This window comes from Paenibacillus xylanexedens, from assembly GCF_001908275.1.
Classification (GTDB): domain Bacteria; phylum Bacillota; class Bacilli; order Paenibacillales; family Paenibacillaceae; genus Paenibacillus; species Paenibacillus xylanexedens_A.
In genome coordinates, this window is sequence record NZ_CP018620.1 from 5,664,156 (window position 1) to 5,686,511 (window position 22,356).

16 protein-coding genes are annotated in these 22,356 nt (G+C 48.0%); 1 reads left to right on the forward strand and 15 read right to left on the reverse strand.

All coding sequences use genetic code 11. The features are described 5' to 3' along the window. Window positions 1-38: 38 nt before the first annotated feature. From addA to BS614_RS24830, 3 genes are all read right to left on the reverse strand, one after another. Complete coding sequence (addA, locus tag BS614_RS24820) at window positions 39-4,451, reverse strand: helicase-exonuclease AddAB subunit AddA (RefSeq protein ID WP_074095888.1); 4,413 nt, start codon at window positions 4,449-4,451, stop codon at window positions 39-41. Next, the gene (addB, locus tag BS614_RS24825; protein ID WP_074095889.1) at window positions 4,448-7,951 is read right to left on the reverse strand and encodes a helicase-exonuclease AddAB subunit AddB; all 3,504 of its coding nucleotides are present in this window, start codon (window positions 7,949-7,951) and stop codon (window positions 4,448-4,450) included. Before addB ends, addA begins: the two co-directional genes overlap by 4 nt. A gap of 200 nt (window positions 7,952-8,151) precedes the next feature. Further along, window positions 8,152-9,528, reverse strand: coding sequence for a class I SAM-dependent rRNA methyltransferase (locus BS614_RS24830; RefSeq protein ID WP_074096980.1), 1,377 nt, complete (start codon window positions 9,526-9,528; stop codon window positions 8,152-8,154). Window positions 9,529-10,225: 697 nt separating this feature from the next. On the opposite strand from BS614_RS24830, the gene BS614_RS24840 reads away from it, so the two are divergent. Beyond that, window positions 10,226-11,227, forward strand: a complete 1,002-nt coding sequence (locus tag BS614_RS24840) for a Na/Pi cotransporter family protein (RefSeq protein ID WP_074095891.1) — start codon at window positions 10,226-10,228, stop codon at window positions 11,225-11,227. Window positions 11,228-11,284: 57 nt separating this feature from the next. Here the strand turns inward: BS614_RS24840 and BS614_RS24845 are convergent, their stop codons facing one another. The 12 genes from BS614_RS24845 to hrcA all read right to left on the reverse strand — a co-directional run bounded on the left by BS614_RS24845 (window position 11,285) and on the right by hrcA (window position 22,252). Further along, window positions 11,285-11,722 (reverse strand): NUDIX hydrolase, encoded by a 438-nt coding sequence (locus BS614_RS24845; RefSeq protein WP_074095892.1) that lies wholly within the window; start codon window positions 11,720-11,722, stop codon window positions 11,285-11,287. Between the two features lie 110 nt (window positions 11,723-11,832). Beyond that, window positions 11,833-13,179, reverse strand: a complete 1,347-nt coding sequence (mtaB, locus tag BS614_RS24850; RefSeq protein WP_017687225.1) for a tRNA (N(6)-L-threonylcarbamoyladenosine(37)-C(2))-methylthiotransferase MtaB — start codon at window positions 13,177-13,179, stop codon at window positions 11,833-11,835. 2 nt (window positions 13,180-13,181) lie between these two features. Further along, window positions 13,182-13,946 (reverse strand): RsmE family RNA methyltransferase, encoded by a 765-nt coding sequence (locus BS614_RS24855; protein ID WP_074095893.1) that lies wholly within the window; start codon window positions 13,944-13,946, stop codon window positions 13,182-13,184. A gap of 137 nt (window positions 13,947-14,083) precedes the next feature. Continuing rightward, on the reverse strand, window positions 14,084-14,764 hold the full coding sequence (locus tag BS614_RS24860; protein WP_074095894.1) for a site-2 protease family protein: 681 nt from the start codon (window positions 14,762-14,764) through the stop codon (window positions 14,084-14,086). Window positions 14,765-14,767: 3 nt separating this feature from the next. Next, window positions 14,768-15,733 (reverse strand): 50S ribosomal protein L11 methyltransferase, encoded by a 966-nt coding sequence (gene prmA, locus BS614_RS24865; protein WP_074095895.1) that lies wholly within the window; start codon window positions 15,731-15,733, stop codon window positions 14,768-14,770. A gap of 189 nt (window positions 15,734-15,922) precedes the next feature. After that, a complete protein-coding gene (locus tag BS614_RS24870; RefSeq protein WP_074095896.1) occupies window positions 15,923-16,315 on the reverse strand; it encodes a hypothetical protein in 393 nt (130 codons plus the stop codon). Further along, the gene (locus tag BS614_RS24875) at window positions 16,308-16,487 is read right to left on the reverse strand and encodes a YfhD family protein (RefSeq protein ID WP_017687220.1); all 180 of its coding nucleotides are present in this window, start codon (window positions 16,485-16,487) and stop codon (window positions 16,308-16,310) included. Before BS614_RS24875 ends, BS614_RS24870 begins: the two co-directional genes overlap by 8 nt. A gap of 256 nt (window positions 16,488-16,743) precedes the next feature. Further along, window positions 16,744-17,112 carry a hypothetical protein gene (locus BS614_RS24880; protein WP_074095897.1) on the reverse strand — a complete coding sequence of 123 codons (369 nt, stop codon included), beginning with the start codon at window positions 17,110-17,112 and terminating at the stop codon, window positions 16,744-16,746. A gap of 240 nt (window positions 17,113-17,352) precedes the next feature. Further along, window positions 17,353-18,477 carry a molecular chaperone DnaJ gene (dnaJ, locus tag BS614_RS24885; protein WP_036615086.1) on the reverse strand — a complete coding sequence of 375 codons (1,125 nt, stop codon included), beginning with the start codon at window positions 18,475-18,477 and terminating at the stop codon, window positions 17,353-17,355. 129 nt (window positions 18,478-18,606) lie between these two features. Further along, a complete protein-coding gene (dnaK, locus tag BS614_RS24890) occupies window positions 18,607-20,451 on the reverse strand; it encodes a molecular chaperone DnaK (protein ID WP_074095898.1) in 1,845 nt (614 codons plus the stop codon). Between the two features lie 161 nt (window positions 20,452-20,612). Continuing rightward, entirely contained in the window at window positions 20,613-21,176 is a 564-nt protein-coding gene (gene grpE, locus BS614_RS24895) for a nucleotide exchange factor GrpE (protein WP_074095899.1), read from the reverse strand. Window positions 21,177-21,220: 44 nt separating this feature from the next. After that, entirely contained in the window at window positions 21,221-22,252 is a 1,032-nt protein-coding gene (gene hrcA, locus BS614_RS24900; RefSeq protein ID WP_036615092.1) for a heat-inducible transcriptional repressor HrcA, read from the reverse strand. Window positions 22,253-22,356 lie beyond the last annotated feature (104 nt).

A 22,356-nucleotide genomic window follows, 5' to 3' on the forward strand; every position in this document is an offset into this window, starting at 1 on the left:
ATATGAAATCCATGGTTTTTAATTCCGATCCAGTTCTCTTACAATTCCACTGCATGTCCACCATCAAAAAAGTACAGCCATTTCCGGTCAACTTTCCGACCCAATATATCTTCAATGGCCCGTCCATACAGATCCAGCTGGAAGCCATAGTTTTCCGTAAGTTTTTCCAATCCACCGCGATGGTCCAACACCCGATCTGTCTTGTAATCGAGCAACACAAGCTCACCGTCCACCTCATACAGACAGTCAATAATTCCCCGAACCAAAACCGTTTCATTTTCAATCGTGGCCTGCATTTTATTTTCTTCATCTACAGTCTGGATTTCTGAGTTCGTAGACTGCGCATGTAGCCATTCCACAGGGGACTGATGTGCCGGAAGTCCGTACACAAACGGAATCTCCCGTTTTACCCACGCTGCACGCAACAGCTCTTTCCCTGGTTCTGTATCGAAAAATTCGACCAGTTCTTCGAGTTCGATAGCCTCCACGTGGTGGGGCAGCAAAATCTGAAGCTCTACCAATCGCTGAGTGGTCTGCTCAATAAGCTGTGAATCAATGGCCGATCCATCTACAGGAAGATGTTGCATCAACGTATGATACACGGTCCCCCGCTCTGTCCCTGTCAATTGCTTCTCTCCCATAAATTTGGGACGACGCAGGTGCAGTTTGAAAGACGTACCCGCAGATCCCGCATCCCAAACGTTCACCGGACGGTTTGAATCTGACCCTAACCCAGCCTCATGCTTGATAGATTCACTGGATGCACCACGATGAGCATGACTTGTTTCATCCTTGATGTTATTGATTCCTGAGGTGTTATGATCCAATAATCTCTCGGACTTCTCCCCCAGTTCCTCCATCACCTCTACGGACTGGATGTCCTGCATCGCAAGTAACGTTTTCAACTCCGTAACAGATGTACTGGCTGCTACTTGAGTTGCTGCTTCATAGGGATACGTCCATGAAAGGCGTTGATCAACCTCGTTGATCAGCCGTGTCTCCTCTTGTTGAAGAGCTACTGTAGCTGCACCTTCATCTCCAATGTTTGGGTTAGCCGTGACTTGTGCACTCTTCGTCAGCTCTTCTACTGTTGAGGATGGAACCAACTTCACAGGCTGAACGGCTTTTAGTGCAGCAATTCGTTCTTTCCGTACCTCAGTCATCACGTCTTCTTCTCCGAGTGTCTGATCCACTACATGATCACGGGATACCTGTTCGGCGGAAATAATAGAAATCGCCCAGCGTGATTGATCATCTGCAAGACAGGCTGAGAACGAACCATTGCTTCCAGCAAGTTCACGCAGCACAGCCGCATCTGGATGTCTCATCAGGGATGGTCCAATCCAGTCCAGGTAACTCCGTCCAGCAGCCAGCAAATAGTCTGGCAATGCCAATTCAGGGCTATCTTTGACCTGAGACCACGCCAGCGCTTTTTTCGCGGCATCTTTTACAGTACCTAGCAAAACCATTTTCTCTTTGGGACGGGTCAACGCAACATACAGCACACGCATCTCTTCAGCAAGCAGTTCAAATTGCGCACGACGACGAATCGCCAGATTGGCTAATGTAGGATAGGCAACCCGGTTCTCACGATCCACAAACCTCGGGCCAAATCCCAGTTCCTTATGCATTAGAAACGGTGCGTTCAAGTCCTGTTGATTAAACATCTTGGATATGCCACCGACAAAAACAATTGGAAACTCCAAACCTTTACTCCTGTGAATCGTCATGATACGTACGGCGTTGTCCTGCTCGCCAGAACTACTTGCTACAGTCCCGAGGTCTCCCCCGTTTTCCCGCAGTCTGGAAACATAGGTCAGGAAACGGAACAAGCCGCGATTCGCAGTTGTTTCCTCATATTGTCGTGCGCGATCGTACAGTGCCTTAAGATTACTTTGACGTTGCAGTCCTCCTGGAAGACCACCAACCCAGTCCAAATAACCGGTTTCCCGATACATACGCCAGATCAGTTCACTTAGACTGCCTTGCCTTGCCTCAAGTCTCCACTGCTCCAATTGACGCATAAAACGAATTAACTTTTGCTGTAATTCCGAGCCTGAGATCTCTGTTATGCCCAAATCCTCACTTGCATGTCCCGCAACACCAGCATCTTGCATTCCATCTGTATGCACTTTATGCACATCGGATTCATAGACATCATCCAGGATCTCTGCCTCGACTGAAGCTGCTGTCTCCCGCTCCCTCTGTTCCATCTCTGCCCAGGCTTCCGGCCACTGCAACTGGACCATATTGGAATCAGGATGATTATCCTGCCTGGATTGTTGTACATCGCTCCAATCTCCCGCAGCCGATATAACCGCATCATAGAATGACTGTCTTTTGTCACCAAGCCGAATCTGTGCCAGTTCCTCTTCATCCAGTCCAACAATCGGGGAACGAAGCACGGAAGCGAGCGGAATATCCTGTCTTGGATTATCAACAAGCTGAAGCAGAGACATCATGATTTCCACTTCTGTAGCCTGAAAATAGCCCTTGCTCTGTTCTCCTCCAGCAGGAATTCCCTGCTGTCTGAATTCCTCAATCATGAGCGGGGCCCACATCAAGGTTGAACGCAGCAAGATGACCATGTCACCGTAACGTGCCGGGCGCATCGTTTGCAGGGCTTTGTCATATACATGGAGGGCAGGTTTGTCCGTATCCCCAACCATCTCACGAATGCGCCTTGCGATCGCCCTCGCTTCCAACTGGGCTGTTTCAAGTTCGGCACTCTCCAGTTCTGCGGAGACCGATGCATCCCCATTCTCATCCGTACTCTCTGTCAGATCAGGCCCACCACCCTGACGATCAATCAACATGAGTTCAGGTATATACGCCTGATCTCCAAGCGTCTCTGACGGGAACGTAGCTCCATATGCCAGCTGAGCTCGTTCATCGTAAGCAATCTCTGCTACACCTTCGTTCATGAGTTGCCGGAATATCATATTGACCGAATGCACGACTTCCGCACGACTGCGGAAATTCCGCGCAAGATCAATACGTTGACCTGTACGACTCAGATGATTTCCCACCATTCCGTCCTCACGTGTGCTCGCTCCATATTGGCGATACTTGTTCATAAATAGACCCGGCTCGGCCAACCGGAAACGATAGATACTCTGTTTTACATCACCGACCATGAATCGGTTACCCGGGTTTTCTCTGGAGATCAGTTTCACGATATCTTCTTGAACCGTATTGGTGTCCTGATATTCATCAAGCAACACTTCATCGAATCGCGAACGGTACTCCATAGCCGCATCGGAAGGCATCGACAATTCAGGCGTTGAATCCTCATGTCGTAAAATGTGAAGACAGTAATGCTCCAGATCACTGAAGTCAACTTGCCCACGTTCCTGTTTGGCCTGTCGATAACGTTCTCCAAATGTACTAACCAACTTCGACAACTCCTGCATGAGTGGTGCCGCTTGCTCCAACTCCTGCCAGAACGCAAACGCACTTCTTCCGAACAATGAACCTTTCAGGTCGGTAACTGCCTTTTTCGCGGCCTCACGGAGTTCCTTCACCTGATCCTGTAAAGCCGGGTCCGTCTGATCTTTTTTGCAGGGTTTCAGTTTGCCAAATACAGCGGGTTGAAACACTTCAGGCAACCTCTCCCATGGCATAATCTCAACCGCAGACAACAGTTCTTCTACCATCACCAGGTCTTCTTTTAACGTATCTGCATAAGGTGCCGGACCTTCAGGCTGCATGGAAATATGGATGCCTTGACGAAGCAGTCCTGCTGCACCACTTAAAGCAAGAGCCGCATCACGCAAAATACTCTGAACCCATGCTGAATGTCCAAGCGCCTCTACACTTTCCACCTGAAAAGCGGATGCCATCTCGGAGAGCCAATGATCCGGCCAGGAATGACTGCGGGAGAAATCATATAATCGTTGCACCAGTCGATGCATGGCATCATCATTTCGTTCTCCACTGAACCAGTCCACCAATTCGCGGAATGTACTCCCTTCATCTTCTTCGCCATACTTTTCCTCAAATAGTTCTTCAAGCAGTTCCTGGCGCATGATTTCCGCTTCATTTTCATTCAGGATACGGAAAGCCGGGTTCAACGGAATTTGCTGATAGTAACGGCGAATGACTTCCATACAGAATGAATGCAGCGTTGTAATAGATGCACGTCCAAGCAGCGAGAGCTGCTTACGCAGATGCTCTTCTCCAGGCTGTTCTTCAAGCGCACGTTCCAGCGCTTCCCGAATCCGTTGTTTCATCTCGGCGGCGGCGGCTTTGGTAAATGTAGCTACAAGCAAACGATCCACACTGTATCCTTGGGAGGGATCTGCGATCTTGCGAATAATTCGTTCAACCAGTACGGCTGTCTTGCCTGATCCCGCCGCTGCGGCAACAAGGATGTCTTCTCCGCTTTCCGAGATGGCACTCCACTGGTCATCACTCCAGAAGCTACCCTCCGGTTTTGGCATATTCGTCATGATGTTTCCCCTCCCTTGGTGTGAGATAACATATCCCAGATTTGCTGTTTGCCCGGTTTGGACAACAGGTTATATTCATTTCCTTCTATATTCTCATCAAACTGACAAACAGGCTTATACGGACAGAACGTGCACGCCACTTCCTGCTGAATACGATAAGGCTCAATGGCCACATCTCCATCCGTAATCCGGGTACCAATCTCACGGATATTACTGCGAACCGAAGCAAGCAGCGTATCCCATTGCTCTGGTGTGGCTACAGCGGCACTGCTATAAAAGCTTCCGTCCGCCTTAAGGGCAACTGGAATAATAGCTGAATACCCCTTGTCCAGGGTGTTGTCCATTTGAGCGATTGCGTCCCGATCCGCCAGCAGCAAACCTTTCATTTTGAACCGTTTCAGCAGTTCTTGTCCTGCCTGCTCTGATGTCATGCCGTTTGCAGATTGCAACAGCGGGTTATGCACATGGAAATACAACGTTCCTCCCGGCATCGCCGTTTCTCCAAGCCATTCCTCGGCAGCACTAAGCAGCACCTCCAAATAGGTGAGCATCTGTAATGACAAACCATAGTAAACTTCATGTAACTTGAGGTCCGTCTGGCTTGATTTATAGTCAATGACACGTAAGAGCAGACCATTCTCTCCTTCTGCCACATCCACACGGTCAATCCGACCCACGATCTCCATCACACAGCCGTTTTCCAGTTCAAAACGTAATGGCGGCAGTGTTTTATCCGGTCCAAAATCAAGCTCCAGCCCAATCGGTTCAAAACTTCCACGTCTGGACTGTTCACCAAGAATAACGGATGCCCGGCTAACAATGTCCTTCAATTTGCGGAAAATATAACCGTATCGCTTGGTGCTTAGCAAAATCTCCCCTTGCAGTTGTGGTGCAATCTGCTCCACGGTTTGCTCGGCTTCCTTACGGCATTGGTCTGGAGTCAAGCTGCCCCAACTACGATTTTCTTCACGCAATCGCATAGCCAGCTGGCTTAGTGCAGCATGAAACAGCTGTCCGATATCAGGAGCCTGAAGGCGGTACAATTGCCGTTCTTTGAGACGCAACCCGTGCGAAGCAAAATGGGAGAACGGACAAGCAACGAACCGCTCCATTCGCGAGACACTCGTCCTCACCTCTGTACCATACAGTCTGCGACTGGTAGCTGTACGTAGTGGTAATGCTCTATTACGATAAAAGATCGATCCCATCAACCGCTCCAGCTGAGGTCTGCTTGTCTCCCGAGATACATGCCAATTGTAGACCGCCCACCACATTTCAGGGATGTCTTCTCCACGGCGCCATTTGCGCAATTGTCCAATGAGCGTAGACAGACTCTGACCTGGATGGGTGACATAGGACCAATGCGTTTCTTCAGAGTTCGCAACCGGTGGTTGAGCGAGCAATGGCTGTTCTTGTAGTCCAAACATTTTCCGTACATGGCGGACAATCTCGGAAGGAAGCAGTGTTTTCCCCTCATCATCAGCAACCGGGTAACTCAGCCACAACTGGCTGCTTGCCGCTGTAAGTGCCGTATAGATCAGAAAACGTTCATCCAGCATCTGCCTTGTTGCACCTGGTCCAAGTGCCACGCCTCTTTCCGTCAGTAACGATCTCTCCAGTTCCGTTAATACGCCATCATCCTGAGGTACGGCGGGTAATTCACCATCAACGGCGCCAAGGATAAATACGTATTTGATGTCCTGAAGGCGTGTACGGTCCATAGAACCCATCAAAACCTGATCAAGTGCTGGTGGTACCAGACCCAGCTTCAGTTCCGTCAATCCGGTCTCAATCATCCCGGCAAACAGCGTGATATCCAGCCGTTCATTCCCCATCATATCGACCATCTGATCCAATAAATCCAGCACAGCTCCCCACATCTGCCGATGTTCTCTCGAACGTTCGGGGTCACCCTGAGCTTTAGCTTCAGCAGACATATGTTCCAACTTCCATGGGATCTCAGCATCTTCCAGTAGTCTGTATAGTGCCTCGCATTGGGCTTTGGCTGTCTTTGCCTTTTTCATTCGTTTCTCAAAAACACCCAAAGAATCTGTAATGACCGTTCGGCAGCTCTCCATTAAAGAAAGCATCTGGTCCCGTCCTCGACTACGGCCATCCTGACCGTTGTCTTCGAGCGACAGGCTTGGTACATACTTCCACGGTTTGCCGTCAGTCCAGCGATACCCGTGAATACCACAAGCCAGTACATAATTCTCAAGCTGGTCCATATCTTCACGAGTGATGGAACCATCACGCGGAAGTAGCAGATCCGTTTTGACACAGCGAAATACATCCTCGTAACGCCAATGTCGACGAACAATGTCGAGTGCAGAACGGATAAACTCGGATAATGGATGATGAAGTTCATTTCTTCTGCGGTCCAGAAAGACGGGTACGTCATAATCCCTGAATAGAGGTTCAGCTATATCAGCGTAGGTATCCAACTGACGAACAAGTACCGCCATATCCCGATAACGCGCACCTTCGTTTTGTGCCAGGCGCCGCATCTCACGCAGTGCTCCCTCCATCTCAGCTCGTCGGTTTTCCGCTGCAACCAGTCGGATTCCGGAATCAAGGCCTTCACTTTTCCAACGAATTCGACGGTCGAAACCAGCCTCCAGATGAGCAAGTCCCGGGCGATCCTTGTATCTCGGTGGAATCTCCGAATCTAGCACGGTTATATCGCTCGGTACACCCAGTTCGTCAGCCATCCCTTTCAGGCGCGCATAGGCACTTGCCGTAGGATAAAACAGTTCCAGTTCTCCAGGCAGTGCGCCGTGATCATAAGGACGATCCAATGTCAGTGCAATCGTCACGGAAGAGGACTGCAACATCAGCCGACCGACCACACTCATCTCCTGTGGTGTGAATCCCTGAAAACCATCAATCCAGATCTGGGCATCCTGCAGCAATGCACTTTCCGACAAACGATCTGTCAGCTCGGTCAACGTGTCTTCATCATCAATATATAAATTGGTCAATTCCTGTTCATAGTCACGATATATCAGATTCAAGTCATGTAGCTTATCTTCCAGAATTGGCGAAGAGGATGAAGTATTCCATCCAGACAGCCCTTCTTCCAGCAATGATGGATCAACTTCATAACGTTTAAATTCACTATATAAATCATTTAATTCGCCTATAAAACCCAGCTGGCTACCGGATGCACCAAACAGCTTTAATTCTTCCTTACGGCGCTGGATTACTTTGTAAAGCAGCATTTTTTTGCCTTCGGCTCCGATCGGAATACGAGCAGAACCACCTGCTTCTTGCATTACACGATAGGCTAAACGGCGAAAGCCGAGCACTTCTGCACGCATGGTACCTTTAATTGCTCCAGAAGACACCAATGCCTGCTCTGTTCGAAAAGAACTCTGTTCGGGAACGAGTAAAATCAAAGGTTTACCTTGCGGTTCTTGTTGAAGCAGGGTTGTAATTTCCCGGGTAATCAGCGAGCTTTTTCCGCTGCCTGCCCGGCCAATAACAAAACGAACGGACATGTCTAATCCTCCAAACCACACGTACAAGATTTTAATTCCCAGTATAACATATCTGACTTGGTTCGGAACATACGTTTGCCACTATCCGGTAAAACCGGAGATCATCTCCGTTAACACAGCAAAACAGCAAAAAGCCCGCAGTTGTTCACACTGTGGACTTTTGACTTGATCTATACTTGATTGGAACGGAAATCATACAATTAATTCTTTTTACTGCGCACTTCGAAAATAGCAAATTTCAGGTAATGTCCTTCATCCACGCCCAAAATTTGCGGGTGATCCTTACCGGCTGCTTTCCAGTCGATCAGACGAAGCACTTTGCCTGCATCTTCTGCTGCATCCGCAATCGTATCCAGGAAGAGGTCTGGACGCATATGATACGAACAGCTTGCTGTTACCAAATATCCGCCCTCATTGACCAGTTTCATTCCTTGCAGGTTGATATCCTTATATCCACGGCATGCACCTTTGACTGCTGATTTTGTTTTGGCAAACGCCGGGGGATCGAGGATAACGACATCGAATGTTTTACCGCCAGCTGTAAGCGCCTTGGATGTATCTACTTTTTGTTCGCCAGCACGCGCACGTGCAGTACGTTCATCCAGTCCTTTCACTTGTTCACGCAAGTACTGGAATGCGTCAGCAACTACAAATTCGACCCGGTCGGTAAAACCGTTCAGCTCCACATTTGTTCGTGCACTCTCAATGGCATGCTCCGAAATATCAAGACAAGTCACTTTTTTAGCTCCATACTTGCAAGCATTCAACGTAAAGCTGCCCGTGTGTGAGAAACACTCCAGTACAGTAGCACCGTCCCAATAAGGGAATGTAACTACCTTACCGCTTTTATTCACAGGCAAGAGCTGCTCTGTGCCATCCTGCTCGGTCGTTTGAAGTGTAATTCCACTCTTGTAGCCCCAACCTTTCATGAGCGGTTCTATGGCTGCACGATTCTCACGTTGGTCGAAGAAGTAACCTGTTTTCTGTCCTTCCACGATATCCACTTTAATGAGAAGTCCATTCTCTGTAACGGTGACATGTCGTGGGCACTCTCCGTACAGCGGACCTTTGGTCTGCTCCAAACCTTCGAGTTCACGAATTGAGACATCACTGCGCTCATATATGCCTTCCGGCTGCATTACTTCAATGAGTGCCTGTACAATCGCTTCACGGCAACGATCCATGCCAAGTGTAAGCAACTGTACAACGAGGATGCTGCCGAATCGATCAACGATCAATCCTGGCAGAAAATCAGCTTCTCCGTAAACGAGACGGTATGCCTCTCCATCCTGGATAAAACGTTCCCGATGACGCAAGCAATCGCGGAAACGTGCTGCAAAGAACGCGGTGTCCATCTGTTCGGACTCCAACGGTTGATAAGCTACAACCCTTACAGTGATCTGAGATGCAGGATTGTAATATCCTGTCGCCAGATAGCGACCTTGATGATTCAATACATTGACCAGATCTCCCGGCTCAGGGTTTCCGTCAACAGAGGCAATTTCATTGTTAAATATCCATGGATGTGCATGTTCAAGCCGCTTTTTGCGACTGCGTTCGAGTGTAACTGATGGCAAGGTAGATCCACTTCTTTCATAGTTAGTTGAAAAGATAGGTTTGGTGCGGCGCGTAGGTGGCGTTCCGGTTACGAATCGATCTTCCAATCGCTGTTGTCTCCAGATTTTTTTGATTCCCTTATTTAAAGGGAAAATCCGGAGACAAAGGCGCACGCTTCGCTTCTTCAGATTCGATTTCGTCCCCTCCACTACGTTTGCACGAATCACCGTATCTTTCGAATTGGGGTGCAGCAATAGGTGACGTTCCGGTTACGAATCGATCTTCTGATCGCTGTTGTCTCCAGATTTTTTTTGATTCCCTTTTTTAAAGGGAAAATCCGGACACAAAGACGCACGCTTCGCTTCTTCAGATTCGATTTCGTCCCCTCCACTACGCTTGCACGAATCACCATATCTTTCGAATTGGGGTGCGGCAATTAGGTGACGTTCCGGGTTCGAATCGATCTTCCGATCGCTGTTGTCTCCAGATTTTTTGATTCCCTTTCTTAAAGGGAAAATCCGGAGACAAAGGCGCACGCTTCACTACTTCGGTAACAATTTCGTCTTCTTCGCTGCGTTTGCACGAATCACCGTATCTATCGAATTGGGGTGGGGTAATTTAGGTCGCTTCCACTCTGAATTCCTTTAGGCTTGTCATGGTTGTCTTTTCTTACTCATAGGATGAGTTAAGGAACCGGACGGAAGGAATGATATTTCTATGTTTAGAGATGTTATATTGCCCCTACTCTATGGGCTTATTATCTTTTTTGGTGGCATGAAGCTGATGGAAACGGCCTTGCAACGCATGGCAGGGCCCATGTTGGCAGATTGGCTCAATCGTGCCACCTCTGCTCCATGGAAAGGCATGGCCTTCAGTGCGGGCGCAACGGCCCTGTTACAGAGCAGTACTGCGGTCACCGTACTCACCATTGGACTGGCTAATGCCAGATTAATTACCTATGGACGCACACTTGGCATCATCCTCGGCACCAACATCGGGACATGCCTGACAACGGAGCTGGTGGGACTACAGATCGGACGTGCTTCCCTGCCGCTACTCGTCCTGTCGCTAACGGGCTGGGCCATGTTTGTTGTTCTTGGTGAACGCAATCTGGTCGCTCCTGAACGCACGCGCCAGACTCTGTTTAACATCCAGTACAGCTTCCTCGCAGCTGCGGGATTTGCACTTGTTATGACAGGCATTCAGGTGATGCAATCCATTGCCTTACCCTTGCGGAGCATGGGCGTATTTCAATGGTTTCTCGACCGCTCGGCCGACAGCTTGTGGTGGGGCTTCCTGGCAGGCGCCTGTCTGACAGCACTCATTCACAGCAGCGCAGCTGTCATTAGCATGGCGATTACGCTCGCAGCCACAGGGGTATTACCTGTGGAGATCGGCATCGCCATTGTGATCGGGTCCAATGTGGGGACCTGCATCACTGCTGTGATTGCTGCCGCGGGCGGAGCATCCGCAGGCAAATTTGTCGCAGCCTCCCATGTTGTATTAAACATTGCGGGAGCGCTGCTGTTTATGCCGCTGATCGGCCAGCTGCATGCAGCTTCGGCCTGGCTGTCAGCGGACAACGGGGCACAGATTGCGCATGCCCAGACCCTTTTTAACATCACTAGCTCACTGCTTGCTTTACCGTTCTGCTACTTGCCAATCTGGCACAAAAAACCACCGGTCCACGCCCCCGCGGCGAAGTCACCCGTGGCTTGATGATCTGCCTATCCAGACCCACAGAGCGCGCGGCTAACTGACTCGAACAATAGTGCGTTATACGTTAATGCCTAACTTGTTCAGGGCTACACGCAAGATATCATCGTTATTATCATATCCGCTCTGATGCTGTAAGGACCATGCTTCTTCCGGAGCATACCAATCCACACCCTTGATTTCTTCAATCTGAGGCTGTAGATCACCACTCTCGGCTTCAACGAGATAATAATGAACTTCCTTGTCCACCGGACCAAAATCTGCATGTTGGTACGTGTAAGCAATGATATCAACCGGCTCTACAATGCGGCCCACCATACCTGTCTCCTCCAAAATCTCGCGCAGTGCCGTCTGTTCAATTGTTTCTCCATCTTCCATTTTGCCCTTGGCGAGAGTTGTTTTACCATAACGATCTACGATAAGCTGAATTTGAAGACGTCCGTCTTCCCCTGTTCTATAAACAACTCCGCCTGCTGAAATTTCTTTTTTGTTCATCATGCTCTCCCCCATCAACTTCGGTATCTATATCTTATTTTTTGCAAAAGAAGGACCTCATCTCCCCGGGTAAGCTCCCAAGGAAATGAAATCCTTGTTTCTGACGCCTCGATCTACATCGCGGCGGACTTAAGATTCTCTTCCAACACACGTACCAGCGTAGCCTGACTCTCGTTGACGCCAGCTTCAACAACTTTAACTCGGCACACTTTACCGACCATATCCATCGTTCCATCAAAGACCAGTTGAATGTAGTTGTCGCTATAACCATGCAGCTTGCCACTTCCCTCGCGGCCTTTGGCTTCACCTTCGGGAATAACATCCAGTACCTGTCCAACAAACTGCTCAGCGTACTCCAGCTGCATCTGCTCAGACAAGTCAATCAGTTCATGCACACGTGCATTTTTGACCTCTTCGTGCACCTGATCTTCCATTCGTGCTGCTGGCGTACCCGTACGCTTGGAATAAGGAAATACGTGCATTTCGGAAAAACCGATCTTCCGCATCAACTCATAGCCATTACGGTACATCTCATCCGTCTCACCTGGAAATCCAACAATGATGTCTGTTGTAATCGCTACATCAGGCATTGCTTCCCGAATGCGAAGCATTTTGTTGTAAAACTCTTCTGTCGTATATTTACGACGCATGCGTTTTAACACCGTATCATCACCCGCTTGCAGCGGAATATGGAAGTGACGAACAAGTTTGTCCGAACGTTTGATCACGTCGAGCATGCGGTCATCGATCTGGCTGGCTTCAATCGAGCTGATTCGAATACGCTCCAAACCCTCTACCTTATCCAAATCCCACAGCAGGTCGGTCAGATCATAGTTTTCCATGTCATCGCCATACCCACCTGTATGAATACCGGTCAGAACAATCTCCTTGTATCCGGCGTGTACGAGTTGATGCGCCTGTTGAATAATGCTGTTCGCCTCACGGCTGCGCGAGAGACCACGAGACCATGGAATAATGCAGAATGTACAGAAGTTATTGCATCCATCCTGGATTTTCAGAAATGCGCGGGTACGGTCAGCAAAATCCGGTACATCCATTTCTTCAAATACACGGGTTTTCATAATATTACGCACCGCATTAACGGGTTGACGGGACTCCTGAATTTCATTAACATATGGCAAAATCTTGTCACGGTCCTGTGTACCGATAACCAGATCCACCCCTGGGATGTCCAGAATCTCTGCCGGAGAAGTCTGCGCGTAGCAGCCTGTAACGGCCACAATCGCCTCCGGGTTGCGCCGAATGGCACGACGAATAATTTGACGGCTCTTTTTGTCGCCGGTATTGGTTACTGTACAAGTATTAATCAAGTATACATCCGCTGTCTGTTCATCAAAGTCCACTTGATCGTAACCTTCGTTTTTGAACAATTGCCAAATCGCCTCTGTATCATAGAAATTAACTTTGCAGCCTAAGGTGTAAAACGCCACGGATGGCATAATTACATTCCTCCCATTTCTCCGGATTCATATAGCACGCAAGTTAGTGCTGCCATTCCAGCTGTCTCAGCACGCAAAATGCGTTTGCCCAGTCCAACAGATACAGCACCTGCCTGATCAGCCTCTGCCGTCTCCTTCTCAGAAAATCCACCTTCCGGTCCAACCACGATCAAAACTTCTGCACTTGCATCAGGTGCAAGCTGCTCTACAAACGGCTTCAGTACATCTCTCAGCTGTTTACCGTTTTCTTTCTCATAACAATAACATACCAGGCTATAGCCCTCAAAAGAAGATAACAGCCCTTTCCAGGAAAGCGGCTGCTCAACAGTTGGAATGCGATTCCGGTGACTCTGTTCGGCAGCTTCCTTGGCAATTTTCCGCCACCGCTCCAACCGTTTGCCTTCTTTCTTGGCATCATATTGCACAATCGTACGTTCTGATAGGAAGGGTACAAATGATACCGCCCCAATCTCAGTACATCTCTGGATGACTGTTTCCATCTTGTCACCCTTGGGCAAACTCTGTGCCACGGTTACACGAATCCTTGCTTCATGGTCCATCTCGAGAGGTTCTACAATATTGGCTGTAACTTGGCCAACTTCAATACTCTCAATTTTCACGAGTGCTTCTCTGGAGTTTCCGTCACTGACAATCAGTTTATCTCCAGGTTTACCACGCATGACCTTGCCAATATGGCGTGCATCATCACCTGTGATGATCACAGCGTGTTCATTAAACTGTTCTGCAGATACAAAATATCGCTGCATTAGTCAATCCACCCATTCTGTCCTGTTATGACTGGAATTCACCCCGCCTGATGACAGGCGTGAATCCAATCGCCACAGATGATCATACAACTTTTACGTGTTTCTGACCAGTATATCAGCCAAAACACGATGCGCTTTTAGCGATATAATTCAATAACCAGCTTGGCCAGATCCACATACATCGTTTGTGCAAACTCATACAAAGGTTGAATCGTCACATTTTGCAACGGAGGTATAACAAGAATCAATAGGAAGATAAAAATGGACCATTGCTCCACCCCTTGTAGCTTGCGGCTGATTGAAGGTGGCACTACATCTTCCAGAATCCGATAACCATCCAGTGGTGGCAACGGAATTAAGTTAAACAGGAACAGGAAAAAGTTGGTTAAGTTAAAGATAGCGAAGAACGTTGTGATTGCTGTCAGCAACCGCTCATTATCAATACCGCCGAGTGCTCCCGAACCAACCAGTGAAGCATAGATGATTGTACCGATGATCGCGAGCAACAGATTGCTCAGAGGCCCTGCTGCGGATACGATGATGCCCATCAATCTAGGTTTGTCGAAGTTAGCACGATTAACCGGAACTGGACGTGCCCAACCAAAGCCGGCAATAATGAGCAACAGCACACCAAACAAGTCAAAGTGTACAACCGGATTCAGCGTGACCCGACCCAACAGCTTGGCTGTCGGATCACCGAATTTGTTGGCAAAATACGCATGCGAGAATTCATGCACCGTAAATGCGATCAGGATGGTCAGCAGGAAAAACGGAAGCTGATCGATCGGATAACGAAAGAACGAATTCCAAAAGTCCATACGTTACCCCTTTCTGGCTACAAACGCCAGCCAATCCTCATCACGGTGGATCGCACTCACTTCAAACCCGGAGGCTACCAGTGCATCATGTACAACCTGCTCTTTGTTCTTCCAAATGCCTGATACAATATAGGTCCCACCAGACTCAAGTGCATTATAGACATCGTCTACGAACAACAAAATGATCTCAGCCAGAATGTTCGCCACGACAACCTTAACCGGCAGTTGTACACCAAGTGCAGGGTCCTGACTCCCAAGGACGGACAACAGATCACTCTCTTTAACCGTAATTTGTTGTTCCAGCCCATTCAGTTCCACATTCTCCCTGGCACTGATTACCGCAACTGGGTCAAGGTCAAGCGCCAGTACATGTTTTGCCCCAAGTTTTATCGCTCCAATAGCCAAAATACCAGAACCTGTACCTACGTCAATGACTTCCTCGCCGCCCTGAATAACCGTTTCCAGTGTACGTAAGCAGAGGGAGGTCGTTGGATGTGTTCCTGTACCAAAAGCCATGCCTGGGTCAAGCTCAATAATTTTCTCATTCGGACTTTCTGGCGTATACTCTTCCCACGTTGGTTTAATCGTCAGACGTTCCGATACACGTACTGGCTTGAAATATTGCTTCCAGGCTGTTGCCCAGTCATCTTCATCCACTGTACGCGTCTCATAACGAACCTCACCTGTATCAATTCCGAAATCGCTGAGTTCCTCGATTCTCGGATGAACTTCGGATTGTAATACAACCATATCCGTACCTTCAGAGAAGTACCCTTTGATGACTGCAAAGCCTTCCGGAATATCATTCAAAGGAACGTCGTATAACTCACCATATGTCGTGTCCCGTTTTTTATTTAAAGTACCGGACTCTTCAATCGAAACCCCTCCAGCACCCGCTTCATGTAAAAAATTCGAAATCATCTCCACAGCTTCTTCTGTGGTATGTATTGTTAGTTCATGCCATAACATACTTGGTTTTTCCTCCTCATTATTCAAACATCCCAACTATTGTACTACACAAGCTAGCCGGAGCACAAAGCCGACCACTAAAAGAAAAGCAAAACAGGATATCCGCAGCCTGACTGCTCGAATATCCTGTCATCTATTCATACATATCTGTTTCATTTACTTCAGCATTTTGCATAATTTGCATCTCAGTTAGCAAAAACGCCCACCATTCTGCGTGATCATCTCTGCGGCTTGCGGGAGCGAATCGTTGGATACGGACACGGTCAGCAAAATTTCTTGTTTTAGCCTGTTGGCCGAGTCCTCTTTGGGTGTATCATACACCTGACCATTGGACAACATTTCCGTTTCATCACTAATCAGGGCAAGTACATTCAGTTCGCCACTAAATCCTCCAACGACGGCCGTAGGAGAATTATCGGAGCCCTTAACATCGTTCGAGTCCAATGCAGACGCTTCATTGCCAAGGCTCTCAATACTCAATTGGTTCGGGTGCAGCAATTCCAGGGCTCTGCGTGCAGACTCGGCCTCAGTCCAGCTTGTAAAAACAGCTTCGAGGGTCACTGCCGAGCGATCTTCAGTCATGAAGCTCCCGTCCCTGTCGTCGATCAGCCGCTTCACTGCGGCGTAGTGCTTCAATATCTTCATGATCCGCAGCTTCAGCGCTGAATTCCACGTCCTCATTTTTTGCGGATTGCATACGTTTCATCTTTTCCGTTTTCGTTAAAATCTTGCCTGGACGTTCATGTTCTGCCATTGTAATGTTCCTCCTTTAAATTAAATGAACTAATACGTGTTACACTGTAACACTCCGATTGTAGTCCCATCCTCCGATCGCTGTTATCCCCAGATTTCTTCAACTCCCTCCTTAAAGGGAAAATCCGGGGATAGCGTATGCTTCCGAGGTAGCTTTCTTGCGAAAGCTTTTAGGCGAACTCTTCGCTTCTTCAGATTGGTTCTACACTCTCCGTTAAAGTGTAATTATCTGTCCATCTTATATGGATTTCTTGAAACTAGATCATTCCACCGGCTTGTTCGATTATGGACATGGCGCGGTGATGTACCGATTCATCTACGATGACAGTTAGTAATACATCTCTTCCTGTAGGTCCACCCTGTCCACCATCACTCATGCCGCTTGCAGAAGGGTCCGCCGCAGCCATGATTCCAGCACTGACATTTGTTTGCATCGAATCGGGCACCCATGATGAAAAACTGCCGGAAACGCCCGGCTTGTAGGAAGCCCCGCTTGGTCCTACACCCGCATATCGGCTGAATCGATTAATTGACAGGTCCTCCACTCGCAATGCCTCCAGTTTTTTGGCCGCCCCTTGAGCCTGCTCCGGGCTGTGAAAGTACGCCAAAATATTTTTTTCGGTCATCCGCTTCACCTGCTTTCCTAATTTCTCGCATATCAGCTATGCATATCATTCTCGCCATGCTATCTTTCCGCAAGTTCGCTCAGAATATACCGAAATGCTCCCACAAATTGCTGTCGTTATTCGTAGCATAGATCCATGGATTTCACAAAAACCACTGAACCACAAAAAAAGGCGCACAAAAAAGGACACCCTGCGGTAAAAACCGCTGTGGTGTCCTTTTGAACTTGCTTTATTTTATTCTCAGTCGCCGCGGAAGGCGCGTTTCACTCTATCAAAGAAAGATTGTTCATGCTCATGTGTTTGCTCTCCATCCAGCGAAGCAATTTGGCGAAGCAGATCTTTCTGCTCATCATTCAGCTTACTAGGTGTAACCACAACCACTTTCACATGCTGATCCCCTTGCCCCATACCGCGCAGGCGTGGTACACCTTTGCCTTTGAGGCGGAAATACGTTCCCGTTTGTGTACCAGCTGGTACTTTCAACTTCACTTTCTCGGTGAGCGTCGGGATCTCAACTTCATCTCCCAGAGCTGCCTGAGCAAAGGTAAGTGGGATTTCGCAATAAATATCGTCGCCTTCACGCTCAAAGAAATCATGTGATTTCACGCGAATGACAATATACAGATCTCCCGCTGGTCCGCCACGCAGGCCGCCTTCACCCTCGCCTGTCATACGCAGTTGCGCGCCATCATCTACACCCGCTGGAATGCGGACATGGATTTTACGTTGCTTGCGAACTTTACCGCTGCCACTGCACGTTGTACATTTTTCTTTGATAATTTGACCCGAACCGCTACAGTTCGAACATGCACGACGATTAACCATACGACCAAACGGTGTATTTTGCACGACTTCCTGCTGACCGCTACCTTGGCAGACCGAGCAGGTTTCCGGTTTCGTTCCAGGTTTGGCACCTGAGCCATGACAGGTATCACAGCCTTCGGTACGCGGAATCGTAATATCGGTTTCTTTACCGAATACAGCTTCCTTGAACTCAATTGTCATCGTGTACTGCAGATCATTCCCCCGTTGCGGAGCATTTGGATCACGTCGTCCACCGCCACCGCCGCCAAAGAACATATCGAAGATGTCGCCAAATCCGCCGCCGCCAAAATCACCGCCACCACCGAATCCACCTTGATTCGGATCGACATGACCATATTGATCATATTGTGCACGCTTCTGACCGTCACTCACTACGTCGTAAGCTTCTTTAACTTCTTTAAATTTAGCTTCCGCATCAGCAGCCTTGTTTACGTCAGGGTGATACTGACGGGCAAGCTTACGGTAAGCCTTTTTAATCTCATCGTCGTTAGCCGTTTTACTAACGCCAAGCACCTCATAATAATCACGCTTTTCAGCCACTCTTCCACCCCCATATCATTCACCATATCGCACATCGTGACAAAAGGAAAGCCAAAGCGCGGGAGCCCCGGCTATGACTTTCCCTCTAATTCGAACGTCACCGATGTTTAATTCGCGTAGAATTACGAATTAGTTTTGTTTTTTATCTTCATCCACAACTTCGTAATCAGCGTCTACGACGTTGTCACGTTTAGCAGAACCTTGTTGCTCTTCAGCACCTTGTGCTTCTTGCTCTTGCGCCTGAGCTTGCTCATACAGTTTCACGGACAGTTGTTGAACGATCTCTGTCAGTTCTTCTGTAGCAGCTTTGATATCTTCCAGGTTGTCGGAAGCCAGAACGCCTTGCAGTTTTTCTTTGGCAGCATTTGCTTTTTCAACTTCGCCAGCATCTGCTTTTTCGCCAAGATCTTTGATCGTTTTGTCAACAGAGTAGATCAATTGATCTGCACTGTTTTTCGCTTCAACGAGTTCTCTGCGTTTTTTATCTTCTTCAGCGTGCAACTCAGCATCTTTCATCATTTGCTCCACTTCAGCATCGCTCAAACCGCTGGAAGAAGTGATTGTGATTTTTTGAGTTTTGTTCGTACCTTTATCTGTTGCAGATACGTTAACGATACCGTTGGCATCAATATCGAAGCTAACTTCGATCTGTGGAACGCCACGTGGAGCTGGTGGAATATCACCCAACATGAAACGTCCAAGCGATTTGTTACCCGCTGCCATCTCACGCTCACCTTGCAGAACATGAATCTCAACGCTTGGTTGATTGTCTGCATACGTGGAGAACACTTGAGATTTGCTTGTAGGGATCGTAGTGTTACGCTCGATCATTTTAGTAAATACGCCACCCGCTGTTTCGATACCCAGGGACAATGGCGTTACGTCGAGCAATACAACGTCTTTCACGTCACCTGTCAGTACGCCCGCTTGTACAGCAGCACCCAAAGCTACAACTTCATCCGGGTTAACACCTTTGTGTGGCTCTTTACCCGTCAGTTTTTTGATTGCTTCTTGTACTGCAGGAATACGTGTGGAACCACCAACCAATACGATCTTGTCGATATCGTTAGCTGTCATACCCGCATCACTCAATGCACGACGAGTTGGTTCAAGCGTACGCTCAACCAGACCTGCAGAGATTTCTTCAAATTTCGCACGGCTCAGGTTCAACTCCAAATGCTGAGGAACGCCATCAGCAACTGTGATGAACGGCAAGGAGATCGTTGTAGTCAATACGCCGGAAAGTTCTTTTTTCGCTTTTTCCGCTGCATCTTTCAAACGTTGAACCGCTGCTTTATCTTTACTCAAGTCAATGCCTTGATCTTTTTTGAATTCACTTACGAGGTAATCAATGATTACTTGGTCAAAGTCATCCCCGCCTAGTTTGTTGTCCCCGCTAGTTGCTTTAACTTCGAAGAAGCCATCACCCAGTTCAAGAATGGATACGTCGAACGTACCGCCACCCAGGTCATATACGAGGATCGTTTGGTCTTCGGATTTCTCCATACCGTATGCCAAAGCTGCTGCTGTTGGCTCGTTGACGATACGCAGAACTTCCAAACCTGCAATTTTACCCGCATCTTTAGTCGCTTGGCGCTGACTGTCATTGAAGTAAGCTGGTACAGTGATAACTGCTTGAGTTACCGTTTGACCCAGATAAGCTTCAGCATCAGTTTTCAATTTTTGCAGAATGATTGCAGAGATCTCTTGTGCGGAGTAGTCTTTGCTATCGATTGTTTCCTTGTGGGAAGTACCCATGTGACGTTTGATCGACATGATGGTACGATCCGGATTGGTGATCGCTTGACGTTTTGCTGTTTCACCAACAACGCGCTCTCCATCCTTTTTGAAACCAACTACGGATGGAGTGGTACGTGCGCCCTCCGGATTTGGAATTACGACAGCCTCGCCGCCTTCCATTACTGCTACGCATGAGTTTGTTGTTCCTAAGTCAATACCAATTACTTTGCTCATCCGAAAATTTCCTCCCTCAACAATTTAAAATGAATGGGTCTGATCTGACCCTTATTTAGATGTTCATGTTGCTAATCGTGCTCTATGTGTACAAACCTTTATATTAAACTTCGCCCACATTGTTCAACCATGGAGCCGACTCATTCCTTCCTATAAGGAATTTATGAGCTGACTTTAACCATAGCTGGACGAAGCACTTTATCTTTCAGCATGTAGCCTTTTTGGACTTCCTCAACAACGATACCTTCTTCGTACTCGTCGCTCTCCACTTGCATAATTGCTTGGTGGAATTCAGGATTGAACGGTTGTCCTACCGATTCCATAGCCGTCAGACCTTCATTATTCATCACGGTTTCCAATTGACGGAAAATCATTTGGATGCCCTTGGAGAAAGATTCGACCTCTGCTCCTTCCGGTACAGTAGCCATGGCGCGCTCGAAGTTATCAATAACCGGTACCAGTTCGGTGACCAGCTTCATCGAAGCGTATTTAGCCAATTCTTCTTTTTCCTTCTGCGTACGACGACGGAAGTTATCAAAATCAGCCTGTGCACGGACATAACGCTGTTGTTGCTCCTCAGCTCCTGCCTTCAGACGTGCAAGCTCATCCTGCTCCTGACCAGCCATCTCTTCAGCTTGTGCTTCTGCAGCGCCAGCTTCATTAATAGGCTCCTGCTCAGTTGCTGTTACCTCTTGTTCTTCTGTAAATGATTGCTCCTCTTTCAAGATGTTCACCTCCTTATACGAATGAAATGGTTCATTCCCGAATCTTATTTGAAACGATGTGTCAGCATCGCCGTCAAGTCACGGGATAGTGTATTTAGAATATGAATGACACGTGCATAATCCATCCGCGTGGGTCCTAGAATACCGATCGAACCCAAAGCCTCACCGTCCAATGAATAGGAGGCTGTAATCAGGCTGCAGTTGGCAAAGGCTTCATGATCATTTTCAGTGCCGATTCGCACTTGAATACCAGATCCACCCGGCACGGGCATCATCAATTTCATGAGTGTTGGTGTCTCTTCCAGCAGGTCAAGAATATCTTTTACCTTTTCGATATCTTTAAACTCCGGTTGAGTCAACATATTGGTGGCACCACTGAGGAACAGACGATTATCATGCTCATTGTCAAAGGCACTGTTCAGCACCTGCATAACTTCCTCGTAACGTGTAATATGCCGTTCCATCTCTTGCCCAAGTTCGGTATAAAGACGGGATTTCAATTTGTAGATTGGTACGCCCACAAGCTTGGTATTTAACAAGCGAACCACATTTTCCATCTCGGCTACCGAGATTTCTGGTGGAATCTGAACCGTCTTGTTCTCCACTTGACCTGTATTGGTCACAATGATCGCCACAGCTTCACTCTCGTTCAGCGGAAGCAATTGGAAGTGACGTAAGGACGTATGGAATACTTCCGGTCCAAGCAGGATCGAAGTATAATTCGTCATATGTGACAAAATATTGGATGCATGCTGAATAACTTGTTCCATGACGTTCAGTTTTTCAGCAAAGAATGACTTCAGATCATCCAACTCTTGAGGCTCCACCTGATTCCAAGGGACCAAATGATCGACATAATATCGATAGCCTTTATGAGAAGGAATGCGTCCTGCCGATGTATGCGGCTGTTCCAGGAAACCCATATCTTCAAGGTCCGCCATTTCATTACGGATCGTCGCCGGACTGTATCCAACATCTCCCCTTTTGGAAATGCTCCGGGACCCTACGGGCTCAGCTGAACGGATATAGTCATCCACTATAGCGTTCAGAATCATTCGTTGACGCTCTGTTAACATGGTGAGTATTCCCTCCTTCTGACTGTACTGTCCCATGTCGTTAGCACTCCGGTTAGATGAGTGCTAAGCGGTAATACAAAAATACCAAACTGACGTGAACATTG

Bases quoted from the DNA above. Each gene is read 5' to 3' on its own strand.
- addA (WP_074095888.1), bottom strand. From the start codon at position 4,451: ATGACGAATATGCCAAAACCGGAGGGTAGCTTCTGGAGTGATGACCAG.
- BS614_RS24845 (WP_074095892.1), bottom strand. From the start codon at position 11,722: ATGATGAACAAAAAAGAAATTTCAGCAGGCGGAGTTGTTTATAGAACA.
- BS614_RS24880 (WP_074095897.1), bottom strand. From the start codon at position 17,112: ATGACCGAAAAAAATATTTTGGCGTACTTTCACAGCCCGGAGCAGGCT.
- BS614_RS24860 (WP_074095894.1), bottom strand. From the start codon at position 14,764: ATGGACTTTTGGAATTCGTTCTTTCGTTATCCGATCGATCAGCTTCCG.
- hrcA (WP_036615092.1), bottom strand. From the start codon at position 22,252: ATGTTAACAGAGCGTCAACGAATGATTCTGAACGCTATAGTGGATGAC.
- BS614_RS24875 (WP_017687220.1), bottom strand. From the start codon at position 16,487: ATGGCAGAACATGAACGTCCAGGCAAGATTTTAACGAAAACGGAAAAG.
- BS614_RS24870 (WP_074095896.1), bottom strand. From the start codon at position 16,315: ATGACTGAAGATCGCTCGGCAGTGACCCTCGAAGCTGTTTTTACAAGC.
- addB (WP_074095889.1), bottom strand. From the start codon at position 7,951: ATGTCCGTTCGTTTTGTTATTGGCCGGGCAGGCAGCGGAAAAAGCTCG.
- BS614_RS24855 (WP_074095893.1), bottom strand. From the start codon at position 13,946: ATGCAGCGATATTTTGTATCTGCAGAACAGTTTAATGAACACGCTGTG.
- BS614_RS24840 (WP_074095891.1), top strand. From the start codon at position 10,226: ATGTTTAGAGATGTTATATTGCCCCTACTCTATGGGCTTATTATCTTT.
- dnaK (WP_074095898.1), bottom strand. From the start codon at position 20,451: ATGAGCAAAGTAATTGGTATTGACTTAGGAACAACAAACTCATGCGTA.
- mtaB (WP_017687225.1), bottom strand. From the start codon at position 13,179: ATGCCATCCGTGGCGTTTTACACCTTAGGCTGCAAAGTTAATTTCTAT.
- prmA (WP_074095895.1), bottom strand. From the start codon at position 15,733: ATGTTATGGCATGAACTAACAATACATACCACAGAAGAAGCTGTGGAG.